The following is an 18,503-nucleotide window of genomic DNA, read 5'->3' on the forward strand; positions in this document are numbered from 1 at the left end:
CTCAAAACGTCAGAAGTCGTTAAGCCGTTTCGTATCCGAATGTAGCTGTGTAATGCGGATCATTTTCAAAATTTGACTTCCAATTTTCTAGCCCCGGGGCCCGGTCTTGCCAATTCAGATGTCCTGCTCGATAACTCGCGTAATCTAGCGCGCAAACAATCGCCAAATTACCATACGTCCAAGGCCCATCAATCCATTTACAAATACGCTCAAGCGTCTCGATTGACTGGACAATAGCCGTTTCATGGCGATTTATCGCCTCATCCCAATGCAAGCTCTTAGGCCTGACTGTTTCTTGCCGATAATTGTAAACTGCGTCGGATAAACCGTCGCCAAGAGCATGCTGCCAGAGGTTCAAATAACGCGCGTCTCCTGATTTCGGCAATAAGGGAGCGTTTCCTAGGCTATCCAGATATTCGCAAATGACAGGGCTATCGAATAAATACTGGTCGGGTTTCCATTCCAAAGCCGGGATTTTACCGAGCGGGTTGTCACCCGCTATGTAGCCCTTAGCCCCCTCTTTCTCGGGTCGAGTTTCAGCTATTTCTAGCCTGTGATAGCGGGCCAAAATCATGGCTTTGCGGGCATAAGGAGAAATCGGATGACAGAAAAGGTTCATTACGCGCTTACTCTCCTAGCCTAGAAAAAGATTTTGACTATTCCCACTCAATTGTTCCGGGGGGTTTTGATGTTACGTCATAAACCACCCTGTTAACGCCGCGCACTTCATTGATGATTCGAGTAGCCGTCTCGCCAAGAAATTCGTGAGTGTAAGGATAGTAATCAGCCGTCATTCCGTCAGTGGAGGTTACGGCCCTCAAGGCGAGGACATAGTCATATGTTCGGCCATCCCCCATGACGCCCACCGTCTTAACAGGCAGTATCACGGCAAAAGCCTGCCATATATCATTGTAAAGGCCGTGCTTTCTAATTTGGTCTAGATATATCGCATCGGCGTCACGAAGTATATTCAGGCGCTCAGCCGTTATTTCTCCAGGGCAGCGGATAGCAAGGCCCGGTCCTGGGAACGGATGGCGCTCAACGAAATCTGCGTGAAGTCCCAATTCACGCCCTAAAGCTCGGACTTCGTCTTTGAAGAGTTCCCTAAGGGGTTCCACGAGCTCCAAATCCATACGTTCCGGAAGCCCGCCAACATTGTGATGGGATTTAATCGTCACAGACGGTCCGCCGTCAAAAGACACGCTTTCAATTACGTCTGGATAAAGCGTGCCCTGAGCGAGAAATTTAGCTCCTCCAATAGATTTCGCTTCCCGTTCAAAAATATCGATGAAGGTTCCGCCAATGATTTTCCGCTTTTGCTCAGGGTCGCTAACACCTTCGAGTAGCCCCAGAAACTCTTCCCCTGCGTCGACATGAATGAGGTTGATGTCATAGTGATCGCGGAAGAGAGACGTGACCTGTTCGCTCTCCCCTTTGCGCATCATGCCCGTATCAACATAAACGCAGGTGAGCTGGTCCCCGATGGCTTCGTGGATAAGAATCGCGGCGACTGAACTATCGACTCCGCCAGAAAGACCGCAAATGACTTTCCCCTCGCCCACTTGTTTTTGGATCGCGACAATCATCTCGTCCTTAAAGGCAGACATTGTCCAGTCGCCTTTAAAGCCAGCAATATTATGCGTGAAGTTGCGAAGTATCATTGCGCCATTTCTGGTATGAACAACTTCTGGATGGAACTGCAGGCCATAGAAATCACGGCTCTCATCCGCAATTGCGGCGAAAGGTGCATTCGGAGACTTTGCAATAATTTCAAAGCCCTCTGGCATTTTACTCACGCGGTCTCCGTGAGACATCCAGACACGTTCATCCGCGCCAACCTTCGCCAATCCGGCGAAAAGAGGGGAGTCTTTAACGATACTTAGATCAGCGCGGCCAAATTCTTGGTCGTTCGACGCCTCAACCGAGCCGCCTAGCTGCGCACACATAGTCTGTTGACCATAACATATCCCCAAGACAGGTACGCCTAATGTCCAGATAGCCTCATCGGCCCGGGGGGTTCCAATACCAGTTACACTGCTCGGCCCGCCAGACAATATGATAGCCTTCGGATTGAACGACTTAAGCAGCTTCGCATCGACACGGTTATAAGGGTGAACTTCAGAGTAAACGCCGCTTTCTCTTACTCGCCGGGCGATAAGCTTTGTCACTTGAGATCCGAAGTCGATAATCAGCAACTGCTCATGTTGTTCGGTAACGAGCTCATGCGTATCTGTCATTTCGTTCTCTCCATAACGGCAAAGAAAAAGCCGTCAGTATTTGTCGCCGCTGGCGTCAATGTCAGGGTGCACCCGTCCGCCGACCAAGGTTTCGGAGCGTTTACGCCAAATTTTTCTTCCCAAACCTCCCCTGCCGACAGCAGAGTGAAGTTCTCGTTTTCTTCAAGAAAGGCGTAAACTTGGGCTTCGTTTTCTTCGGCAAGCATGGAGCAAGTCACGTAAAACAACAGTCCCCCATCAGGTTTCACAAATCCTTTAGCGCTTTTCAAAACTGATCTCTGCTCGTTATTACGTCTTTCTAACGCGTCTTCTGATAACCGCCATTTCGCGTCCGGTTTACGACGCCATGTTCCGACTCCGGTACAGGGCGCGTCGACCAAAACCCGGTCCATTTTCCCAACTAAGTCTTTGAGGCTTTCCGAAGGTGGCTGACGCACTTCTATGACAGACGCGCCCGCACGTTGCGCTCGCTGATACAGCGGAGAGAGCCGGCGCTTATCTATATCAAATCCAAATACCTGACCTTTGTTCTCCATGTCTGCAGCCAGAGCGAGAGACTTTCCGCCTCCTCCGGCGCAATAATCAAGCACTTTCTCGCCGGGCTTAGCATCAACCAGCAGGCTGACAATCTGAGATCCTTCATCCTGAATCTCTATCGCCCCTGTTTGATATTCCGGTTCAATCTGAACATTTGGCAGACGGGCATCCCCTTCAAGAGCCTCAACGCGCAGACCAATAGGAGAAATTTCGGTTTTTTTAAGCCCCTTGGCTTTCAGGGAGGACAAAACTTTGTCCCGCTTGCTTTTAATAGTATTCACACGAAGGTCGAGAGGCGGGCGTGCGGTAAGAGCTTGGCCTTCCGCAACGGCCATTTCGTCAAAATTGGTTTCGAACATCGGCCAAAGCCATTCCGGCACATCCGCTTTTATCCAGTCAGGCGCCGAGTCGATTTGAATAGAACCCTTCAAGCGTTTCTGCTCTTCGGCACTTAATTTTGAGGGCGCGTGTTGGTCTTCGGCAAATTCCTTTATTAGATCATCAACGGTATGACCGCCTCTGAAAACAGCGGCCCCTAATGCAAGCGCTCGCGGCGTTTCACTTGCCATACGAAACCCGATTGAACTTTTTGAACGTAGGGCATCATGCACATAATTTCCAATGGCAGAACGGTCTTTCGAACCTGCAAAGCGGTGTTTCTTTCCCCAATCACGGAGAGCCATAGTTGCAGGTGTTTTGCGTTCCAGAATATCTCCTAGAACTTCCGCCGCCGCCTGTATTCGTCCGCCAAGTCTCATAAATTTACCTGAAATTCCAAAAATAGTATTCTGCTGAGTATTTAGATAGATGTCTGCAGTAAGGACCATCAGAATGCAGCGCTACTACGGACTGAAATGTGTTAATTTCTGCATTAGGTGGGCATTGAATAATTGGGCGCTTCGCGCGCAATATGAACGTCATGGACATGGCTTTCGCGCAATCCCGCATTAGATATTTTGACAAATTCCGCGTTTTTATGAAGCTCGGAAATCGTGCGAGATCCTGTATACCCCATTGCGGCCCGTATGCCGCCGATCAATTGGTGCAAGATAGGACCGACGGGACCTTTATAAGCTATGCGGCCTTCAATGCCTTCGGGGACAAGTTTCATGGAGTCGTTGACTTCCTTTTGGAAATACCGATCCGCTGACCCTCTCGCCATAGCAGAGACAGAGCCCATGCCGCGATAGGATTTATATGACCGCCCTTGATAGAGGAAGACTTCCCCGGGGGTCTCTTCAGCGCCGGCCAAGAGAGAGCCTACCATGGCGCATTCTGCCCCGGCCGCGAGGGCTTTGGCCATATCCCCTGAATATTTGATACCGCCATCAGCGATGACAGGTACGCCCGCCTTATGGGCGACGGAACAGGCATTTATAATCGCTGTCAGCTGGGGCACGCCCACCCCTGCAACGATGCGTGTTGTGCAGATAGAACCTGGGCCAATTCCTACTTTAATAGCGTCCGCTCCAGCGTCAATAAGCGCCTCTGCCGCTGCCGCAGTTGCGATATTCCCGGCGATAATCTGTGCGTCTGGGTAATCCGTTTTTAATTGCCTGACCGCGTCCAATACTTTGGACGAATGTCCGTGAGCCGTATCAATTACTACGGCATCAACTCCTGCTTCGATCAGAGCGACCGCCCGGTCATATCCCGCCTGCCCCACTGTGGAGGCCGCAGCGACGCGCAATCGACCTTTTTCATCCTTGCAGGCATTGGGAAAGCTCTCGGCCTTATCCATGTCTTTGACGGTAATTAGTCCAACACAATTATAAGCATCATCTACGACCAAAAGCCGTTCGATCCGATGGGTGTGCAATAGCGCCCTCGCCTCTGACTCGGATGCGCCTTCTTTTACAGTCACTAAATCCGTGGTCATCAAATCTTTGACCAACACAGACGGCTCATCAGCAAAGCGGACATCGCGATTGGTGACGATACCGACTAGCTTTCCGCTAGGTTCGACAACAGGAATACCGGAAATACTGTGATGGCCAGCTAACGTACGCAAATCAGCCAGAGTTGCCTCAGGGCCAATCGTGATTGGATTGACCACCATCCCGGATTCGTACCGCTTTACCTTACGGACTTCTTCGGCCTGTTCTTCGATAGAAAGATTGCGGTGTATTACGCCAATTCCGCCCGTCTGAGCCATGGCAATTGCCAGTGGGGCTTCCGTAACTGTATCCATAGCCGCACTGACCAAGGGCACGTTAATCGTAATCGTTTTTGTCAGACGCGTTTTAAGGGTGGCGTCAGCGGGTACGATGTCAGAAGCCTGGGGCTGCAAAAGGACATCATCGAAGGTTAACCCTTCTCGAATCTCCATGGGAGTCTCCTATCTCTTTTGCAGGCGGGGGTTATCAGGAATCCTTCGCACTCGCAAAGAGAAAACCGTAAGGAGCTGTTAATAAATCAGTCTGTTTTGGGATTTTGCAAGTTCAACGCGACGAGATAAATCTCTGGACTTCCTTTTCGTGATGACTCCGGCTTGAAATGCTTCACCGTCTGGAAACGCGATTTCAGCTCATTCAGCAAGGAAGACTCAGCCCCGCCTTGAAACACTTTTGACGCAAAATGGCCTCCTGGCCGCAAAGTTCGCATTGCAAAATCTGCGGCAGCTTCGACCAGCGCGACGGTTTTCAAATGGTCCGTTTGTTTATGACCGGTCGTATTGGCCGCGAGATCAGACAGAACAACATCCGGCGAGGCATCCAGATAGGTTTTTATCTTCTCAGGAGCATCCTCTTCCATAAAATCATATTCTATCAAATCTGCGCCCGCGACCATATCGACAGGCAGAATATCAATGCCAACAACGCGTTTGGCGCCGCGCTTCAGGGCAATTTGCACCCAACCTCCGGGCGCGCAGCCCAGATCTACGACGAGGCTGTCATGTTTCAGAAGATTAAACTTATCATCGAGCTCTTCTAACTTGAAAGCCGCCCGGGATCTGTATCCCTTAATTTGGGCCTCGCGCACATAGGGGTCATTAATCTGGCGTTCGATCCAAAGCTTCGAAGAAATTTTTCGCCCGCGTGCGGTCTTCACCTTTTTGTGCATCATGCGGGTTGCATTATCTTGCTCGGCCTTAGGCGTACGGCGCCCCCGTTTCGGCGCCGATGGCTTTCCGCCCGACATGCGGCGCGGACGTGTATCTTTTGGAGGTTTGCTCATTCTGCGGCCTCTGCTTCATCGTTCGGGGGGACTTCATCATTATCGGGCAAAGTTCGAATTGTTTGCTGCCGATTCATAAGCCCCATCAACATACCTTCGCGCAGACCTCGATCCGCAACCCGAATCATTTTGCTAGGCCACATTTCACAGATTACATCCGTAATAGCGCAGCCCGCTACCAACAATTTCGCTCGGTCCCGTCCGATACAAGGCTCTTTCGCTCGATCGTCAGGACTACGGCTCGCCATATTACGGGCAACTTTTACGGCATCGCGTGAGCGGAACCAAAGCCCATCGACTTTATCCCGTTGATAATATGGGAGTTTGAGATGAATTCCCGCCAGAGAGGTGATCGTCCCAGACGTCCCGATAATATGTCCCTTCCCGTCCTCGAAAGCTCGCGTGAAACGCGTGTCGCACGCTTTTTCCGCAATCGTGTCTCTGACAAACTGCTTCATATCTTCATACCAGCTCTCACGGTCCGCGGTTTCAGGTATGCGTTCAGAAAGCGTGACGACGCCGATAGGTAAAGACGCCCAAGCGCTAATCGGCGGACGGTGGGTCTTCATTTTGTGATTGGGATCCCGCAATTTGCGAATATCCACCCAGCTAAGTTCCGTGGAGCCCCCACCAATATCAACAACGAGAGCTACATCCTTGGTCGGGTCTATAAGGTTGAGACACCCCATGACTGCCAGACGCGCTTCCACCCGGGCAGAAATGATTTCCAAGGCGATACCCGTTTCATTCTTGACCCGTGACAGGAACTCTTCGCCGTTCCCGGCCCGGCGGCAGGCTTCGGTCGCAATACAGCGCCATCGTTTTACATTTTTGGATTTCATTTTCCGTGCGCAAACGCCCAAAGCATTCACGGCGGCGTCCATACTCTGTTGGGATAACTGGCCGGAAGCGGCAAGCCCCTGCCCTAATCGAACAACTTTCGAATAGCTGTCAACGATTTGAAACCCATGGCTCAGTTCTTTTGCAATCAAAAGACGGCAATTATTAGTACCAAGATCTAAGGCCGCATATGTGGCGGGCTTCTCTCCGCTTCGTCTGCGGGGTCGCCCTGACCGTCTCCGTCGCTCATGGCCCTTTGCCGATGAGGAGGCGGATCCGGACGATTTTTGGTCCGGCATGGTCTGCTCTCATTTTTATGACAGGGTCGCTTCAGGTAAAAACCGAGCGCCTCACTGTCTGTTCCCTTAGACGGTAACGGATTAAAAGCGGTTGGTAAATGTGAAAATGGAGTTAGTCCAGAGAGTGGATCTTAATGAATATCGATATGGTCAGAGAGCTGTGACCAATCCGGTTCGGGCCTTAGCGCTTCCATCGCGTCGTGTTGGGACAGAAATATTTGTCCCGTTAGGTGATCTAGGAAGTTCGATCTGAAAAGCCGCTCCTTTACCCGGCTCTGCATATCCGAAAAGTGAAGTTTGACCCCAATACGTTTCAACCGCTTGTTCACCTCAAACAGGCTAGATAGAGCGCTCGCGTCAATCCGGCTAACAGCCGTACACATGAGTACTAAATCCCGCATATCCGGGCTTTCCGAAATCAGGTCGGACACTCTCTCCTCCAACGACCGGGCGTTTGCATAATAGAGGCTCTCGTCAATTCTTAGTGTTTTGACCTCCTCATTCGTCTCGACAACAAAGCGGGCGGCGTCCCGGTAATGCTCGGTCCCGGGAAAGCGACCAACCTCTGCGATGTGAGGGTGTAGCGTTTGGCGAATATGCAGCGCCATTGCGAGTATAACCCCCGCCAAAACGCCCCATTGCACACCGAAAATCAAAACCGACAAGAATGTTGCCAAAGCGGTAATGCCGTCCGCTCGGCTATAGACCCAGGTGCGCCACAGACTCTTAAAATCAAGAAGAGAGAGACAGGCGATGATAATGAGCGCGGCCAGAACGGCCAGTGGCAAAGCTTTTAGAACTGGCGTCAAAAAGAGCGCCGTTAGTGCCATGAAGAAGGCTACAATTACATTGACTAAAGGAGTTTTCCCGCCCGCTGTTGCGTTTACCGCCGTTCGCGACATGCTCCCGTTAATAGGATAGCCTCCGGTCAATCCGGCAACGAAGTTTGCGCCCCCTAATCCCAAAAGCTCTCGGTTCATATCGAGTTTTGTTCTGTTTCTGGCCGCGAATTCCTGACCGGTAGAACCGCTATCTACAAAAGACACGACGGCAATTACGGCCGCGGGAACAACTAGCATTTTGAGCATATCCAGCGAAGCCGCCGGAACTTTGAAGGGAGGAAGTCCGGCGGGCACGCGGCCAACGACCGCTAGGCCAAACCGCTCGTGCAGTCCCAACCCCAGACTAATCAGAATGTAAACAGAGATAACGACAATCGGCGCCATGCGGGCGAGTAGTTTTGCTCGCCGGCTTTTCATGCCAATTTTCACGAGTGCCAGTCCAAGGTTTCTCTGAATGATGAGTAAAATAATACAGGCCGACACCCCGACTATCAGAGCCACCGCTTTTGTATCACCCAGGCTGTCCAATAACGAATCAGTAAGGCTCAATGCGGTTGTTCCGGACGCCGTCACGCCCAAGATATGTTTGAGTTGAGAGATGATAATGAGCATGGCAGCGCCCGTGATATAGGCAGATACAACTGGCCGGGCGACGAAATTCATCAAAAACCCACCGCGAAGCAATCCTGCACCGATCAGAAAAACACCGACTAGCGCAGCAAGTGCGGCGGCGCTGATTAAACGAGTGCCTTCTGGTAGAACGGCAATACTCGCAGCCGTCATAAGTGAAATAACGGCGGTAGGGCCGACATTAAGCTGACGGGATGACCCAAGCAGCGCATAAGCAATCAGCGGGAAAATAGAGACATAAATCCCAAGTTGAGGTGGAAGCCCAGCTAAGAGAGCATAGGCAAGACATTGGGGAACAAGCAGAATAGAGACAATTGTCGCCGAAACCAGATCTTCGCCAAAAACGACCGGGGAGTAGCCTTGCAGCCAATCGAAGTGTTTACGAACTGCCCCGACAAATTTCACAAGTCAAAATCCTGTAATGTCATTAAGAAAACCCTTTATCCTACTCTGAATCTTTTCTCTCTAATTCATACTCGTTCAATAGAGGGTATATTTGCGTTAAATTATAAGGGCTTTCTTCTAACGCCTTAATTACTGAATCTGCTCCCATGGTTTTGACATGCGCAAAGGCCCATAGCGCGGCGGAGCGCATACCACTGGCACAAAAAGTAACAATTGGCCGAGGTGTCTTTTCATAAGCCGAGACGCTCGCCTCAATAAGCTCTGAAGAGAGCCCGCCCAACATGGGAATAAAATGATACTCCAATGATAATGCCTGTGCCGCCTGCCCCATGCTTTCTGATGTCGGTTGCAGGGGCGCTTCGTTCTCCGGACGATTATTGATTATACCTTGAATTCCCTGTTCTGAAAGGGATTGGAGCTGCGCAGGGAGGAGCTGTCCGCAAACAAACACATCCCCGGGAAGTTCATACATGGTTTAGCCTTTAACCTTTTTGACCGCCATATCGACGATCGCTTCTGTTGTAATACCGAAATGCGGGAACAGCTCTGCCCCGGGAGCAGAAGCGCCAAAGCTGTCCATACCAATGAAACCGCCATCCCGACCAATTAACGCGTCCCAGCCTTGGCGAATGCCGGCTTCGACGACAATTTTCGGGAGGTCTTTTCCAAGCACTGAGCGAATATAACTCTCATCCTGTTCAAGAAACACGTCCAGACACGGCATGGAAACAACTCGAGCAGAGACGCCCTGCTCCGCGAGTGCCTCATGAGCTTCTTGCGCCAAATGAACTTCAGAGCCTGAGGCAATAAGAACTATATCGTCAGCTCCCTTCCCGGGCGTGAGGACATACCCGCCTCTTTCGCACATATTTTTCGTCGCATCATCGCGAACAGCCGGAACATTTTGACGAGTCAAAGCCAAAATAGACGGTCCAATTTTACGGCGGACGGCCAATTCCCAACATTCCGCCACTTCCAGCGCATCTGCCGGACGGTATGTAAACGTATTCGGGATCGCCCGAAGAGAAGCCAAATGCTCTACCGGTTGATGGGTTGGGCCATCTTCGCCTACACCAATAGAATCATGGGTTGCGACGTAAATCGTCTGAATTTCCATTAGCGCCGCCAAACGGACTGAAGGGCGGCAATAGTCCATAAAGACCATGAAAAGGCCTGAATAGGGTATAACTCCGCCATGAAGGGCGAGACCGTTCATACACGCCGCCATGCCGTGCTCGCGAACGCCGTAATTGATATAGCGCCCGGCATAATCTCCGGCCTGTATCTCTTGAGAGGTCGCTGAGGTTTTCGTCTTATTTGAACCTTCAAGATCCGCCGAACCGGATATCATGTCCGTCAGCGCTTCCGTCAGTGGTCCAAGCGCTTTGTTTGACGACACGCGTGTCGCCATGGTCGGTTTATCTTGCGCGACAGAATCCTTATAAGCTTGGTATTTATCGAGCCAGCCTTCGTTCAATTCGCCAGACATAGCGCGGTTGAATTCTGCAGCGTGCTCTGAATTCTGCAACCGATCGGCCCATTCCTTGTGAGCTTTTTGACCTTCTTGGCCAGGCTTTTTCCACATTTCATAGACGTCGTCTGGAATTTCAAAAGCGCCGTGAGACCAACCACGAGCTTCACGAGTGGCGGCAATTTCATCCGCCCCCAACGGAGAGCCATGAGCTTTATTGGTTCCCTCCTTATTAGGCGCGCCTTTGCCGATGGCTGTCTTACAGGCAATCATTGTGGGCTTATCAGATTTCTGTGCTTCACTAAGAGCACTCTCGACCTGATCCGCGTCATGCCCGTCAATTTCGATCACTTTCCAACCTGACGCCTCGAATCGTTTTTTCTGGATAGTGGAATCGGACAGAGAGACTGGTCCATCAATCGTGATATTGTTATCATCCCACAAAACAGTCAGGCGATTAAGCTTCAGATGTCCGGCGAGAGAGATGGCTTCTTGTGAAATCCCTTCCATCAAACAACCGTCCCCTGCAATCACATAGGTTCTGTGATCAACAAGGTCGTCGCCATATCGAGCATTGAGATGACGTTCGGCCAAGGCAAACCCGACGGCATTTGAAATTCCTTGTCCCAACGGACCGGTTGTCGTCTCGACCCCTGGCACGTGTCCATATTCGGGATGTCCCGCAGTGATAGATCCCAACTGACGGAAATTTTTGATCTGATCCATTGTGACGGCTTCATATCCAGTCAAGTGAAGCAAGCTGTAGATCAGCATAGACCCGTGACCGGCCGAAAGAATAAATCGATCCCGATCCGCCCAATTCGGATCGGCGGGATCAAACTTCAAAAATTTGGAAAACAACACTGTCGCCGCATCAGCCATACCCATTGGCATGCCGGGATGGCCGGAATTGGCCTTCTCAACCGCGTCCATGGAAAGAGCTGCGATCGCATTGGACATATCCCGATGTTCTTGCTGAGATTTTGATAGGTCAGTCATGATAGTCCTTGTTGAAGTCCGTTCGACGCTACGAGTCACATTTTCCCGCGCACCCTGTCACAATTTGTCGGTATGTGCCAGATGCGGCCTCGCGGTAAATGGATTAGATAGCGCTGTCAATTCTCGCCTTGTCCACAGATATACACCTGATAAAACACCACTTATCCAATTTGAATAAGTTTCCTCCGAAAGACTTTATAGATAACGGCGACGCTGAGGTTAAAGACCCGCAGCCGTTGCAGCATGGAATGTGATGCCCGCCGCCACATAGGCCAGAACAAAGAGATAGGCGAAAGCAAAGAACGGCCATTTCCAACTATTCGTTTCTTTCCGAATAATCGCAAATGTCGACAGACATTGCGGCGCAAAAACAAACCAAGCTAAAAAGGCAAGCGCCGTCGGAAGCGACCAAGCAGATTGCAACATAGTTCCAAGGCCATCTACGTCCTCTTCGCCCAAAGAGTAAATCGTTGCAAGTGAGCCAACGGCAACCTCCCTCGCCGCCATGGCGGGAATCAGGCTGATTGCAATCTCAAGGTTAAAACCAATAGGAGCTAAAAGCGGTTCTAGAACGCTGCCGACTTTCCCGGCGAAGGTCTCACGGATGGATGTCGCATTCGACGGATAACTCGCAAGGAACCAAATCAGAATGGAAGCTGGTAAGATGATACGGCCCGCGCGAGACATAAATATAGCCGCCCGATCCCACAAACCTTGGAGATAGTCTTTGAAGACCGGCATCTTATAGCTAGGCAATTCAATCAGCAGACTGGAAGATTCTCCGCGCGTGAGGGTTTTTTTAAAGACCAACGCCATTATCATGGCAAATATGATGCCTGAAATAACAAGACCAAATGCGACGACGCCTTGAAGGTTAAATACGCCAACCTTCTCGTCTGGAATAAAAGCTCCGATAATCAGAAAGTAAACTGGCCAGCGTGCAGAACAGGTCATGAGCGGAGCGATCATGATTGTGGTCAGACGATCTCGTTCTTGTTCAATTGTCCGCGCGGCCATAATGCCCGGAATAGCGCATGCAAAACTGGACAAAAGCGGAATGAAGGCGCGGCCATTTAGACCGACCTTTGACATCAGCGTGTCTACGAGAAACGCCGCACGGGCCATATAGCCCGAAGCCTCCAGTAACAGAATAAAAGCAAAGAGTATCACGATCTGGGGCAGAAAAACGATCACACTTCCGACGCCGGCAATAATGCCGCTACTGATGAGAGATTGAACCCACCCGCTTGGGATGACGCTTTCTACAACCGCTTGAAGCCAAGCAAAGCCTGCTTCGATGCCCTCGATCATAGGCGCCGACCAAGAGTAAACGGCTTGGAACATTAAAAAGAGAATGCCGAAAAGCAGCAACAACCCCAAAACGGGGTTCATGACGAATTGGTCGATTCGTTGAGTAAAGGTTTCGACCTTTCTCACTCGCTTGACTGTCGTAGCGGTAATCGCCCTCGCTTGAGCTTGTAAATCTTTAAGCTCACCTTTGGCTCGCGATGGCAAGTCAGCTTTACCTGCCAGAACATCCCCTGACCAAGCATCCAAAAATTGAATCAGTGCCCCGCGTCCTGACGCCCTAACAGCAACACAGGAAATCACGGTGACGCCAAGCTTTTCTTCAAGCTGGGCAATATCAATGGTCATGCCGTCCCGAGCGGCCATGTCCATCATATTCAAAACCAAAACGATCGGCAGACCATGCTGTTTGGCTTGTAATATATTATGGAGGTGAGTGGAGATATGAGAAGCGTCCATCATAAAGACGAGAGCATCCGGAGCCCTTTGACCCTCAAGATTTCCTCGAACGGCATCCAACGCGACCCTTTCGTCCATAGAGTGTCCGCAATCGCCGTAAACGCCTGGAAGATCCAAAAGTTCTACATTTTGCCCGCTTGGTAATTCAAAATGCCCAACACGATATTCAACCGTCACCCCGGGGTAATTTGCAATTTTCGCTCGGCCGCCTGTCAGAGCATTGAATAATGAGGTTTTCCCACAATTAGGCGCTCCCAACAGAGCAAGCCGCAAGGTTTTGTCTGCAAAAATGGGCGTAACCACTCCGCTCTCAGGCGATGTAACCGTATCCATGATTAGGCGACGCGGGTTACGCGGGCGGATTTGATATCGATGGGACTAGATGAGCTCTCAACAAGCTCAAGCGTGATAGCTGAGGCGTCGGAGCGGCGAAGCGCTATGATAGCCCCGTTCAACCGGACAGATATTGGGTTTCTATTGAAAAGACCAAAGTGCAAGGCTTCTATATTATCGCCTTCTGCGAAGCCGATTTCACGCAAACGCGTTTCCAAATCTTTGTTATCGCAGGAAAAGCCCGTGATTTTAGCGGGCGTTTTTCGTTTTAGCTTATCAAGTGTCATGCCCCTTAGTAATGCGAACAATTCTGAAATCAAAGGAAAAGCACATAATGTTAGCGGAATTTGCTGGCCTAGAAATCGCGTCCATTTTTTCCTGTTTTTTGCCTGTTTTGGGCATGGACACGCAAAACCCCTTTCCCTATAAGGCGCTTCGCTTCGGCTCCTATGATTTATTATAGAGCCCGGGCCCGAATAGCTCAGTTGGTAGAGCAACGGATTGAAAATCCGTGTGTCCCTGGTTCAAATCCAGGTTCGGGCACCATTTCTCTTTTAAGCCTAATTTTCACAGATTTTGCGGCGGCCCCGACCTTATAGCTGCGCAATAACAGCCTCGTGACTGGTTTCGCAGGCCAGAATATGGAAGAAGATAATATGGTTTTAAAAAATAAATCCTTGGGACTGCTTGGATTAATCCTAATCGGTTTCTTCGTCGCCTCCTTCCCAACCGATTCTGTTGCACAAGATGAAACCCCTCAATCACCCGAAAGTACCGCATTTTCTCACAACTTCACCAAAAAGCACTATACAATTGGCGGAGAAGCAAAGGTCTTAAAGACGCAAACTGGGACAGAAATTGTCTTTAGCGATAATTTTGAAACCCGTAGCGGCCCAGATTTGAAAGTCTATCTTTCAAGATTGTCCATTTCAGAGTTAGAAGATACGACTGTTACGCCGAACAGTGTGAAAATTGGGGTCCTTAAATCCAGACAGGGCACGCAAAGCTATGTGATCCCGGATGACCTCTCACTGGAAAATTATAAAAGTGTGGTGATTCATTGCGAAGCTTTTTCTAAGCTTTGGGGTGGTTTCGACTTATAAAACAAGTTCGGAGCGCCCCCGCACCGTATTTCTTTTGTCTCTAAATCAAGCCGTGCTATCAAAAACCTGTAATGGATTTTTCAAAGCTTATATCTCATAGATTCAGAGGCTTTTCTGAGTTTGAAAATTCTCTCGAAGGACTAAATAGCGCCTTAAGCTTCGGTGTCCGCCAAATAGAATTCGACATTCGTCTGGCCCGCTGCGGCACCCCAATGATTTATCATGATGAAACCGCCCGCGACGGTTCTGGGAAATCTCGTTATTTATGCCAGATCATGGCCCGAGATTTTGCGAAGACAGGTGGCGATTTCTCCCACATGCCTACGGCTGAGCAGCTCTTCTCAGATATTGCCCGACATCCCCATAAAGACTGTGCTTTACTTATTGATATAAAAGATGCTGGCGTGGAGACGGCGCTTTACGCATTAGCCAAGTCATTTGGACTGGCAAATAGAATCATTTGGGTGTCTTGGCTCCCGGAAGTTCTCTATGCCATGAACGATATTGAAGCAGGCCAATCACTTTGTTTTAGCCATTGGTGCCGGCGGCCCGGCCGGTGGACGCGGGCCATTCATCATGTTTTCTCTGCGGACAAAGGCCACATAGAACGGCCAAGTCGTAGGGTAGTTGTCGGGGAACGCTCGGGTTGGTTTGTGGACGGAGCGGTGCGGGGCGATTTAAGAAGAATACTGACCCATGTTTGTGTGCCGGCCAATCAAATTTGGCCTGACCTCGTAACGCAATATCAAATAGACGGCATTCAGGTCAGCGCGTTTTCTTATACAAGAAAAAAAGCAATTGAGTCGGAAAGCAAACGCTTAAAGCTAGACGCGTATTTTATTGATAACAAAATACTTTTTGAAGAATTTAAGCCCCGCTAGGCATCATTTACAGGGGCGGGCGCAACTTCCTCTGTCGGAATGGAGTAGCCGCCTTTTAGCCAACGCCCCAAATCAATATCGGCGCAACGCTTTGAGCAAAAAGGGTGAAAGTCTTCAGTCGATTCTTTCTTTTTGCATATCGGACACAGTGCTTTCGCCATAATGCCTTACCTATCCGCCTGAATCGAAAACCCGTCACGGCTTTGGGTTTTAATCGTGTAGCGAGGTCCAATCCGATCGTTCAAATCAGTTTCCCAGTCGATTAACTTTGAGCCCAGCCAGTCGTTTATCTCTTTTGAAACCGTTAGAGAAAACTGCGCCCCCTTATTTTCGGAAGCTTCTTTTACCAATTGCCGCAAGGCTCGAAGAGATTTGGTTTCAACCGTCGGCTCCCCGAAGCGGTCATTCAACACCGAATCCAAAGAGGGGTAATCGAGTGACCGGGTTAACTCTACACATCCAAAGCGAGAGAGCGGCGCGACCTTCACAATAGCGGGGTCGGCTTCAAAAGCTCGTTCTACCGCTTTGAAAAGTTGATTTCGCTGGCGCGTCTGACGCAAATTAGGAAAATCAATTACAACTAATCCCCCCAAACCTCGCAAACGTAATTGGTGCGCAATGAGCTCTGCTGCAGCTAAACTAACATCCAGAGCTGTTTTCCCCTGCCCTTTATCAACATCTATGGCGAGCAAGGCTTGGGTCTGGTCGAACGTCACCGCCCCTCCCCCTTTGAGAGCGATTTGACGTTCTGTGACCTCATCCATGACGGAGACCGTCGCCTCATCAAAGGTGATACCTTTGAACCGATCAGAAAGACGCGTTTTCAAATCAATCTTTGTGACCGGCCCCGGCTTCCCGCTCTCAGCAGGTTTGGAAAATCGAAGTGTCGCTTCTTTCCCGTTCAGAGGGGGACGCAATACAGACACTTCCAATAGCTGACCTTCCGTCACTTTCGGCATTGTTCGATTGTTGGTGAAGCTCAGGAATCCGCTGTTGGAGCCTCCGAGGTCGACAAAGGCTCCGTTCAATGAAGGCTCTAAATTTGCGATCCGCCCCAGGTAAACATCCCCTGACTGCGGAACAGATATCTGGCTCTCTCGCTCCAAGTGAAGTTCAACCAAACGGCGGCCTTCATAGACGGCGGCGCGAGTTTCCCCGATTGCCTTTTCCAGCACGGCGCGGTGTTTCATGTTCCAATTCCGTAAAATCGAAGAAGGTTTCGGGTTTCTGTCAGAGGCAGGCCAACGACATTCGAATATGATCCGGAGAGGGACTGAATGAAACTCTCGGCATAGCCTTGTATACCATACCCCCCGGCTTTCCCGCGCCACTCTTCGGACTCAATATAAATTTCCCTCTCACGCTCCGACAGCCGCTTCACCTTCACACGGGTTTCTACAACGCGGCTCTGCAAGCCTTGGTCAGGAGAATGTACCGCAATGCCTGTGAAGACGCGGTGCGCGCGCCCGGAGAGTAAATCGAGGCATTGCTCGGCTTCCGCTTCAGTCTCAGTTTTAGGTAAAATACGCCGTCCGACCCCAACAACCGTATCAGCGGCGAGAATGATAGCATTTGCTTCTATATCAGCGATGGCCTGGCACTTCTCATTTGCGAGCCGTCTGGCATGAGGCCCCGGTAATTCGCCGGGGATCGGGTCTTCATTGATGTCTGCCGGAATCACGTCATCCGGCGTCAAATAAATTTGCTTGAGTAAAGAGAGTCGCCTGGGCGACGCGCTTGCCAAAATGAAGCGCATATCGGTTTATTTGAAGCGATAAGTAATACGACCTTTAGTCAGGTCATAAGGTGTCATTTCGACAGTAACGCGGTCACCTGCCAATACACGAATACGGTTTTTACGCATGCGTCCTGCAGTGTGGGCAATGATCTCGTGATCATTGACGAGTTTTACGCGAAATGTCGCGTTGGGGAGAAGTTCGACAACTTCACCCTCAAACTCAAGTAGTTCTTCTTTAGCCAAATCAAGTCCTTTTTCTTAGTTTGCCTGCTCATTCAGAGCGTTATTACCCTGCGTATATAGGGGGTTTTTACAAATATCATAGGTTTTATTGCGGTTATTTGGCGTCAGACGGCCCAAAATGGCGCGAGATTCGGTTTTTGATGAGATCTCTCATAGCCCGGTAACTATCCATCATAGCCCGAACATCCAGTGATCCTGCCCCGGGGTCAGGTAGCGGCCAGTTGAGGACTTCCGTGTCATTGCCCTCGAAATAACTTTGAGCAGCGTGAAAGGCTTGCGGCGTAAAAGCAATGACAACATCAATATTTTCAGGCTTGTAATCCTGCAACACGGTCGGCTCATGATCGCTGACATCTATACCGATTTCAGCCATGATGGTTTCAACCATTTGCTCTTTATCCCCTTGCGCAAGGCCGCACGATTCCACGCGCTCTACACTCGGATAGAGCTTGCGCATGAGCCCCTCCGCAATGGGAGAACGCACCATGTTCATCTGGCAAACAAAGAGGATAGAGTTAGGAAGCGCCATAATTAAGTCCGTCTATGTAGGGCGCATATAAGCGTGAATAAGCGTCGTGAGGTATTAAAATCTACCTCAATAGAGTTTCGCAGTCCGTCTGTTAACATACGGGATCCCTCATTATGCAGGCCCCGGCGACCCATATCAATCGCCTCAATTTGAGCCGACGTCGACGTTCGAATCGCGTTGTGGTAGTTTTCGCAAATCATAAAATAGTCTTTGATAACCCGGCGAAACGGTACAAGAGATAATTTATATTCTCCCCTATCCCCGCCATTGGTTCGAGACACGTCTATTATCAGCCGCTTTCCATCTGCGAGAGATAGCCGGACGAGATAGGGGCCACGCGGGCTGTCCAAAGGTCGAAACACATTTTCTTCCAACAGGTCAAAAATCGCGACGCGGCGTTCATGCTGCATTTCAACAGAGCTGACGGGCAGACTCTCGTCATCAATATGCAGCTCAGAGATATAATGCTCTT

At 50.2% G+C, this 18,503-nt stretch carries 19 protein-coding genes and 1 tRNA gene; 3 read left to right on the plus strand and 17 right to left on the minus strand.

Annotation, left to right across the window (positions count from 1 at the left end; translation table 11 throughout):
- Positions 1–19 precede the first annotated feature (19 nt).
- The 11 genes from ACNA05_RS09305 to ACNA05_RS09355 all read right to left on the minus strand — a co-directional run bounded on the left by ACNA05_RS09305 (position 20) and on the right by ACNA05_RS09355 (position 13,824).
- Complete coding sequence (locus tag ACNA05_RS09305) at positions 20–619, minus strand: glutathione S-transferase N-terminal domain-containing protein (protein ID WP_415811200.1); 600 nt, start codon at positions 617–619, stop codon at positions 20–22.
- Positions 620–656: 37 nt separating this feature from the next.
- A complete protein-coding gene (guaA, locus tag ACNA05_RS09310; RefSeq protein ID WP_415811201.1) occupies positions 657–2,237 on the minus strand; it encodes a glutamine-hydrolyzing GMP synthase in 1,581 nt (526 codons plus the stop codon).
- Entirely contained in the window at positions 2,234–3,532 is a 1,299-nt protein-coding gene (locus ACNA05_RS09315) for an RsmB/NOP family class I SAM-dependent RNA methyltransferase (protein WP_415811273.1), read from the minus strand. The genes guaA and ACNA05_RS09315 overlap by 4 nt, the downstream gene beginning before the upstream one ends.
- Before the next feature lie 113 nt (positions 3,533–3,645).
- Positions 3,646–5,103 (minus strand): IMP dehydrogenase, encoded by a 1,458-nt coding sequence (guaB, locus tag ACNA05_RS09320; RefSeq protein WP_415811202.1) that lies wholly within the window; start codon positions 5,101–5,103, stop codon positions 3,646–3,648.
- A gap of 86 nt (positions 5,104–5,189) precedes the next feature.
- Positions 5,190–5,951, minus strand: coding sequence for an RlmE family RNA methyltransferase (locus ACNA05_RS09325; RefSeq protein WP_415811203.1), 762 nt, complete (start codon positions 5,949–5,951; stop codon positions 5,190–5,192).
- Complete coding sequence (locus ACNA05_RS09330) at positions 5,948–7,090, minus strand: Ppx/GppA phosphatase family protein (RefSeq protein ID WP_415811204.1); 1,143 nt, start codon at positions 7,088–7,090, stop codon at positions 5,948–5,950. The genes ACNA05_RS09325 and ACNA05_RS09330 overlap by 4 nt, the downstream gene beginning before the upstream one ends.
- A 131-nt stretch (positions 7,091–7,221) precedes the next feature.
- Complete coding sequence (locus ACNA05_RS09335) at positions 7,222–8,967, minus strand: SulP family inorganic anion transporter (protein WP_415811205.1); 1,746 nt, start codon at positions 8,965–8,967, stop codon at positions 7,222–7,224.
- A gap of 40 nt (positions 8,968–9,007) precedes the next feature.
- Positions 9,008–9,439: a protein tyrosine phosphatase family protein gene (locus ACNA05_RS09340; protein ID WP_415811206.1), complete on the minus strand. Its 432-nt coding sequence runs from the start codon at positions 9,437–9,439 to the stop codon at positions 9,008–9,010.
- Positions 9,440–9,442: 3 nt separating this feature from the next.
- Complete coding sequence (gene tkt, locus ACNA05_RS09345; protein ID WP_415811207.1) at positions 9,443–11,437, minus strand: transketolase; 1,995 nt, start codon at positions 11,435–11,437, stop codon at positions 9,443–9,445.
- A 219-nt stretch (positions 11,438–11,656) separates the two neighbouring features.
- Positions 11,657–13,537, minus strand: coding sequence for a ferrous iron transporter B (gene feoB / locus ACNA05_RS09350; RefSeq protein ID WP_415811208.1), 1,881 nt, complete (start codon positions 13,535–13,537; stop codon positions 11,657–11,659).
- A 2-nt stretch (positions 13,538–13,539) separates the two neighbouring features.
- Entirely contained in the window at positions 13,540–13,824 is a 285-nt protein-coding gene (locus ACNA05_RS09355) for a FeoA family protein (RefSeq protein ID WP_415811209.1), read from the minus strand.
- A 183-nt stretch (positions 13,825–14,007) separates the two neighbouring features.
- Here ACNA05_RS09355 and ACNA05_RS09360 point away from each other — a divergent pair.
- From ACNA05_RS09360 to ACNA05_RS09370, 3 genes are all read left to right on the plus strand, one after another.
- Positions 14,008–14,083: transfer RNA gene (locus ACNA05_RS09360), tRNA-Phe, on the plus strand.
- A gap of 95 nt (positions 14,084–14,178) precedes the next feature.
- Complete coding sequence (locus ACNA05_RS09365; RefSeq protein ID WP_415811210.1) at positions 14,179–14,640, plus strand: DM13 domain-containing protein; 462 nt, start codon at positions 14,179–14,181, stop codon at positions 14,638–14,640.
- A gap of 71 nt (positions 14,641–14,711) precedes the next feature.
- On the plus strand, positions 14,712–15,521 hold the full coding sequence (locus tag ACNA05_RS09370) for a glycerophosphodiester phosphodiesterase (protein ID WP_415811211.1): 810 nt from the start codon (positions 14,712–14,714) through the stop codon (positions 15,519–15,521).
- Here the strand turns inward: ACNA05_RS09370 and ACNA05_RS09375 are convergent.
- The 6 genes from ACNA05_RS09375 to ACNA05_RS09400 all read right to left on the minus strand — a co-directional run bounded on the left by ACNA05_RS09375 (position 15,518) and on the right by ACNA05_RS09400 (position 18,492).
- On the minus strand, positions 15,518–15,682 hold the full coding sequence (locus ACNA05_RS09375) for a DNA gyrase inhibitor YacG (RefSeq protein WP_415811212.1): 165 nt from the start codon (positions 15,680–15,682) through the stop codon (positions 15,518–15,520). The two genes, ACNA05_RS09370 and ACNA05_RS09375, sit on opposite strands and share 4 nt — an antisense overlap.
- 6 nt (positions 15,683–15,688) lie before the next feature.
- Positions 15,689–16,711 carry a ribonuclease E/G gene (locus tag ACNA05_RS09380; RefSeq protein WP_415811213.1) on the minus strand — a complete coding sequence of 341 codons (1,023 nt, stop codon included), beginning with the start codon at positions 16,709–16,711 and terminating at the stop codon, positions 15,689–15,691.
- Entirely contained in the window at positions 16,708–17,277 is a 570-nt protein-coding gene (locus ACNA05_RS09385) for a Maf family protein (protein ID WP_415811214.1), read from the minus strand. Before ACNA05_RS09385 ends, ACNA05_RS09380 begins: the two co-directional genes overlap by 4 nt.
- A gap of 6 nt (positions 17,278–17,283) precedes the next feature.
- The gene (gene infA, locus ACNA05_RS09390) at positions 17,284–17,502 is read right to left on the minus strand and encodes a translation initiation factor IF-1 (protein WP_189499413.1); all 219 of its coding nucleotides are present in this window, start codon (positions 17,500–17,502) and stop codon (positions 17,284–17,286) included.
- Between the two features lie 94 nt (positions 17,503–17,596).
- The gene (locus tag ACNA05_RS09395; protein WP_415811215.1) at positions 17,597–18,031 is read right to left on the minus strand and encodes an arsenate-mycothiol transferase ArsC; all 435 of its coding nucleotides are present in this window, start codon (positions 18,029–18,031) and stop codon (positions 17,597–17,599) included.
- Positions 18,032–18,033: 2 nt separating this feature from the next.
- Positions 18,034–18,492 (minus strand): UPF0262 family protein, encoded by a 459-nt coding sequence (locus ACNA05_RS09400; protein ID WP_415811274.1) that lies wholly within the window; start codon positions 18,490–18,492, stop codon positions 18,034–18,036.
- Positions 18,493–18,503: the final 11 nt, after the last annotated feature.

This window comes from Litorimonas haliclonae (genome assembly GCF_965138505.1).
Classification (GTDB): Bacteria; Pseudomonadota; Alphaproteobacteria; order Caulobacterales; family Maricaulaceae; genus Litorimonas; species Litorimonas haliclonae.

Coding starts and splice junctions, on each gene's coding strand:
- ACNA05_RS09305 (WP_415811200.1), bottom strand. CDS start 619: ATGAACCTTTTCTGTCATCCGATTTCTCCTTATGCCCGCAAAGCCATG.
- ACNA05_RS09375 (WP_415811212.1), bottom strand. CDS start 15,682: ATGGCGAAAGCACTGTGTCCGATATGCAAAAAGAAAGAATCGACTGAA.
- tkt (WP_415811207.1), bottom strand. CDS start 11,437: ATGACTGACCTATCAAAATCTCAGCAAGAACATCGGGATATGTCCAAT.
- ACNA05_RS09315 (WP_415811273.1), bottom strand. CDS start 3,532: ATGAGACTTGGCGGACGAATACAGGCGGCGGCGGAAGTTCTAGGAGAT.
- ACNA05_RS09365 (WP_415811210.1), top strand. CDS start 14,179: ATGGAAGAAGATAATATGGTTTTAAAAAATAAATCCTTGGGACTGCTT.
- ACNA05_RS09385 (WP_415811214.1), bottom strand. CDS start 17,277: ATGCGCTTCATTTTGGCAAGCGCGTCGCCCAGGCGACTCTCTTTACTC.
- ACNA05_RS09340 (WP_415811206.1), bottom strand. CDS start 9,439: ATGTATGAACTTCCCGGGGATGTGTTTGTTTGCGGACAGCTCCTCCCT.
- feoB (WP_415811208.1), bottom strand. CDS start 13,537: ATGGATACGGTTACATCGCCTGAGAGCGGAGTGGTTACGCCCATTTTT.
- guaB (WP_415811202.1), bottom strand. CDS start 5,103: ATGGAGATTCGAGAAGGGTTAACCTTCGATGATGTCCTTTTGCAGCCC.
- guaA (WP_415811201.1), bottom strand. CDS start 2,237: ATGACAGATACGCATGAGCTCGTTACCGAACAACATGAGCAGTTGCTG.
- ACNA05_RS09380 (WP_415811213.1), bottom strand. CDS start 16,711: ATGAAACACCGCGCCGTGCTGGAAAAGGCAATCGGGGAAACTCGCGCC.
- ACNA05_RS09355 (WP_415811209.1), bottom strand. CDS start 13,824: ATGACACTTGATAAGCTAAAACGAAAAACGCCCGCTAAAATCACGGGC.
- ACNA05_RS09395 (WP_415811215.1), bottom strand. CDS start 18,031: ATGGCGCTTCCTAACTCTATCCTCTTTGTTTGCCAGATGAACATGGTG.
- ACNA05_RS09330 (WP_415811204.1), bottom strand. CDS start 7,090: ATGCCGGACCAAAAATCGTCCGGATCCGCCTCCTCATCGGCAAAGGGC.
- ACNA05_RS09370 (WP_415811211.1), top strand. CDS start 14,712: ATGGATTTTTCAAAGCTTATATCTCATAGATTCAGAGGCTTTTCTGAG.
- ACNA05_RS09325 (WP_415811203.1), bottom strand. CDS start 5,951: ATGAGCAAACCTCCAAAAGATACACGTCCGCGCCGCATGTCGGGCGGA.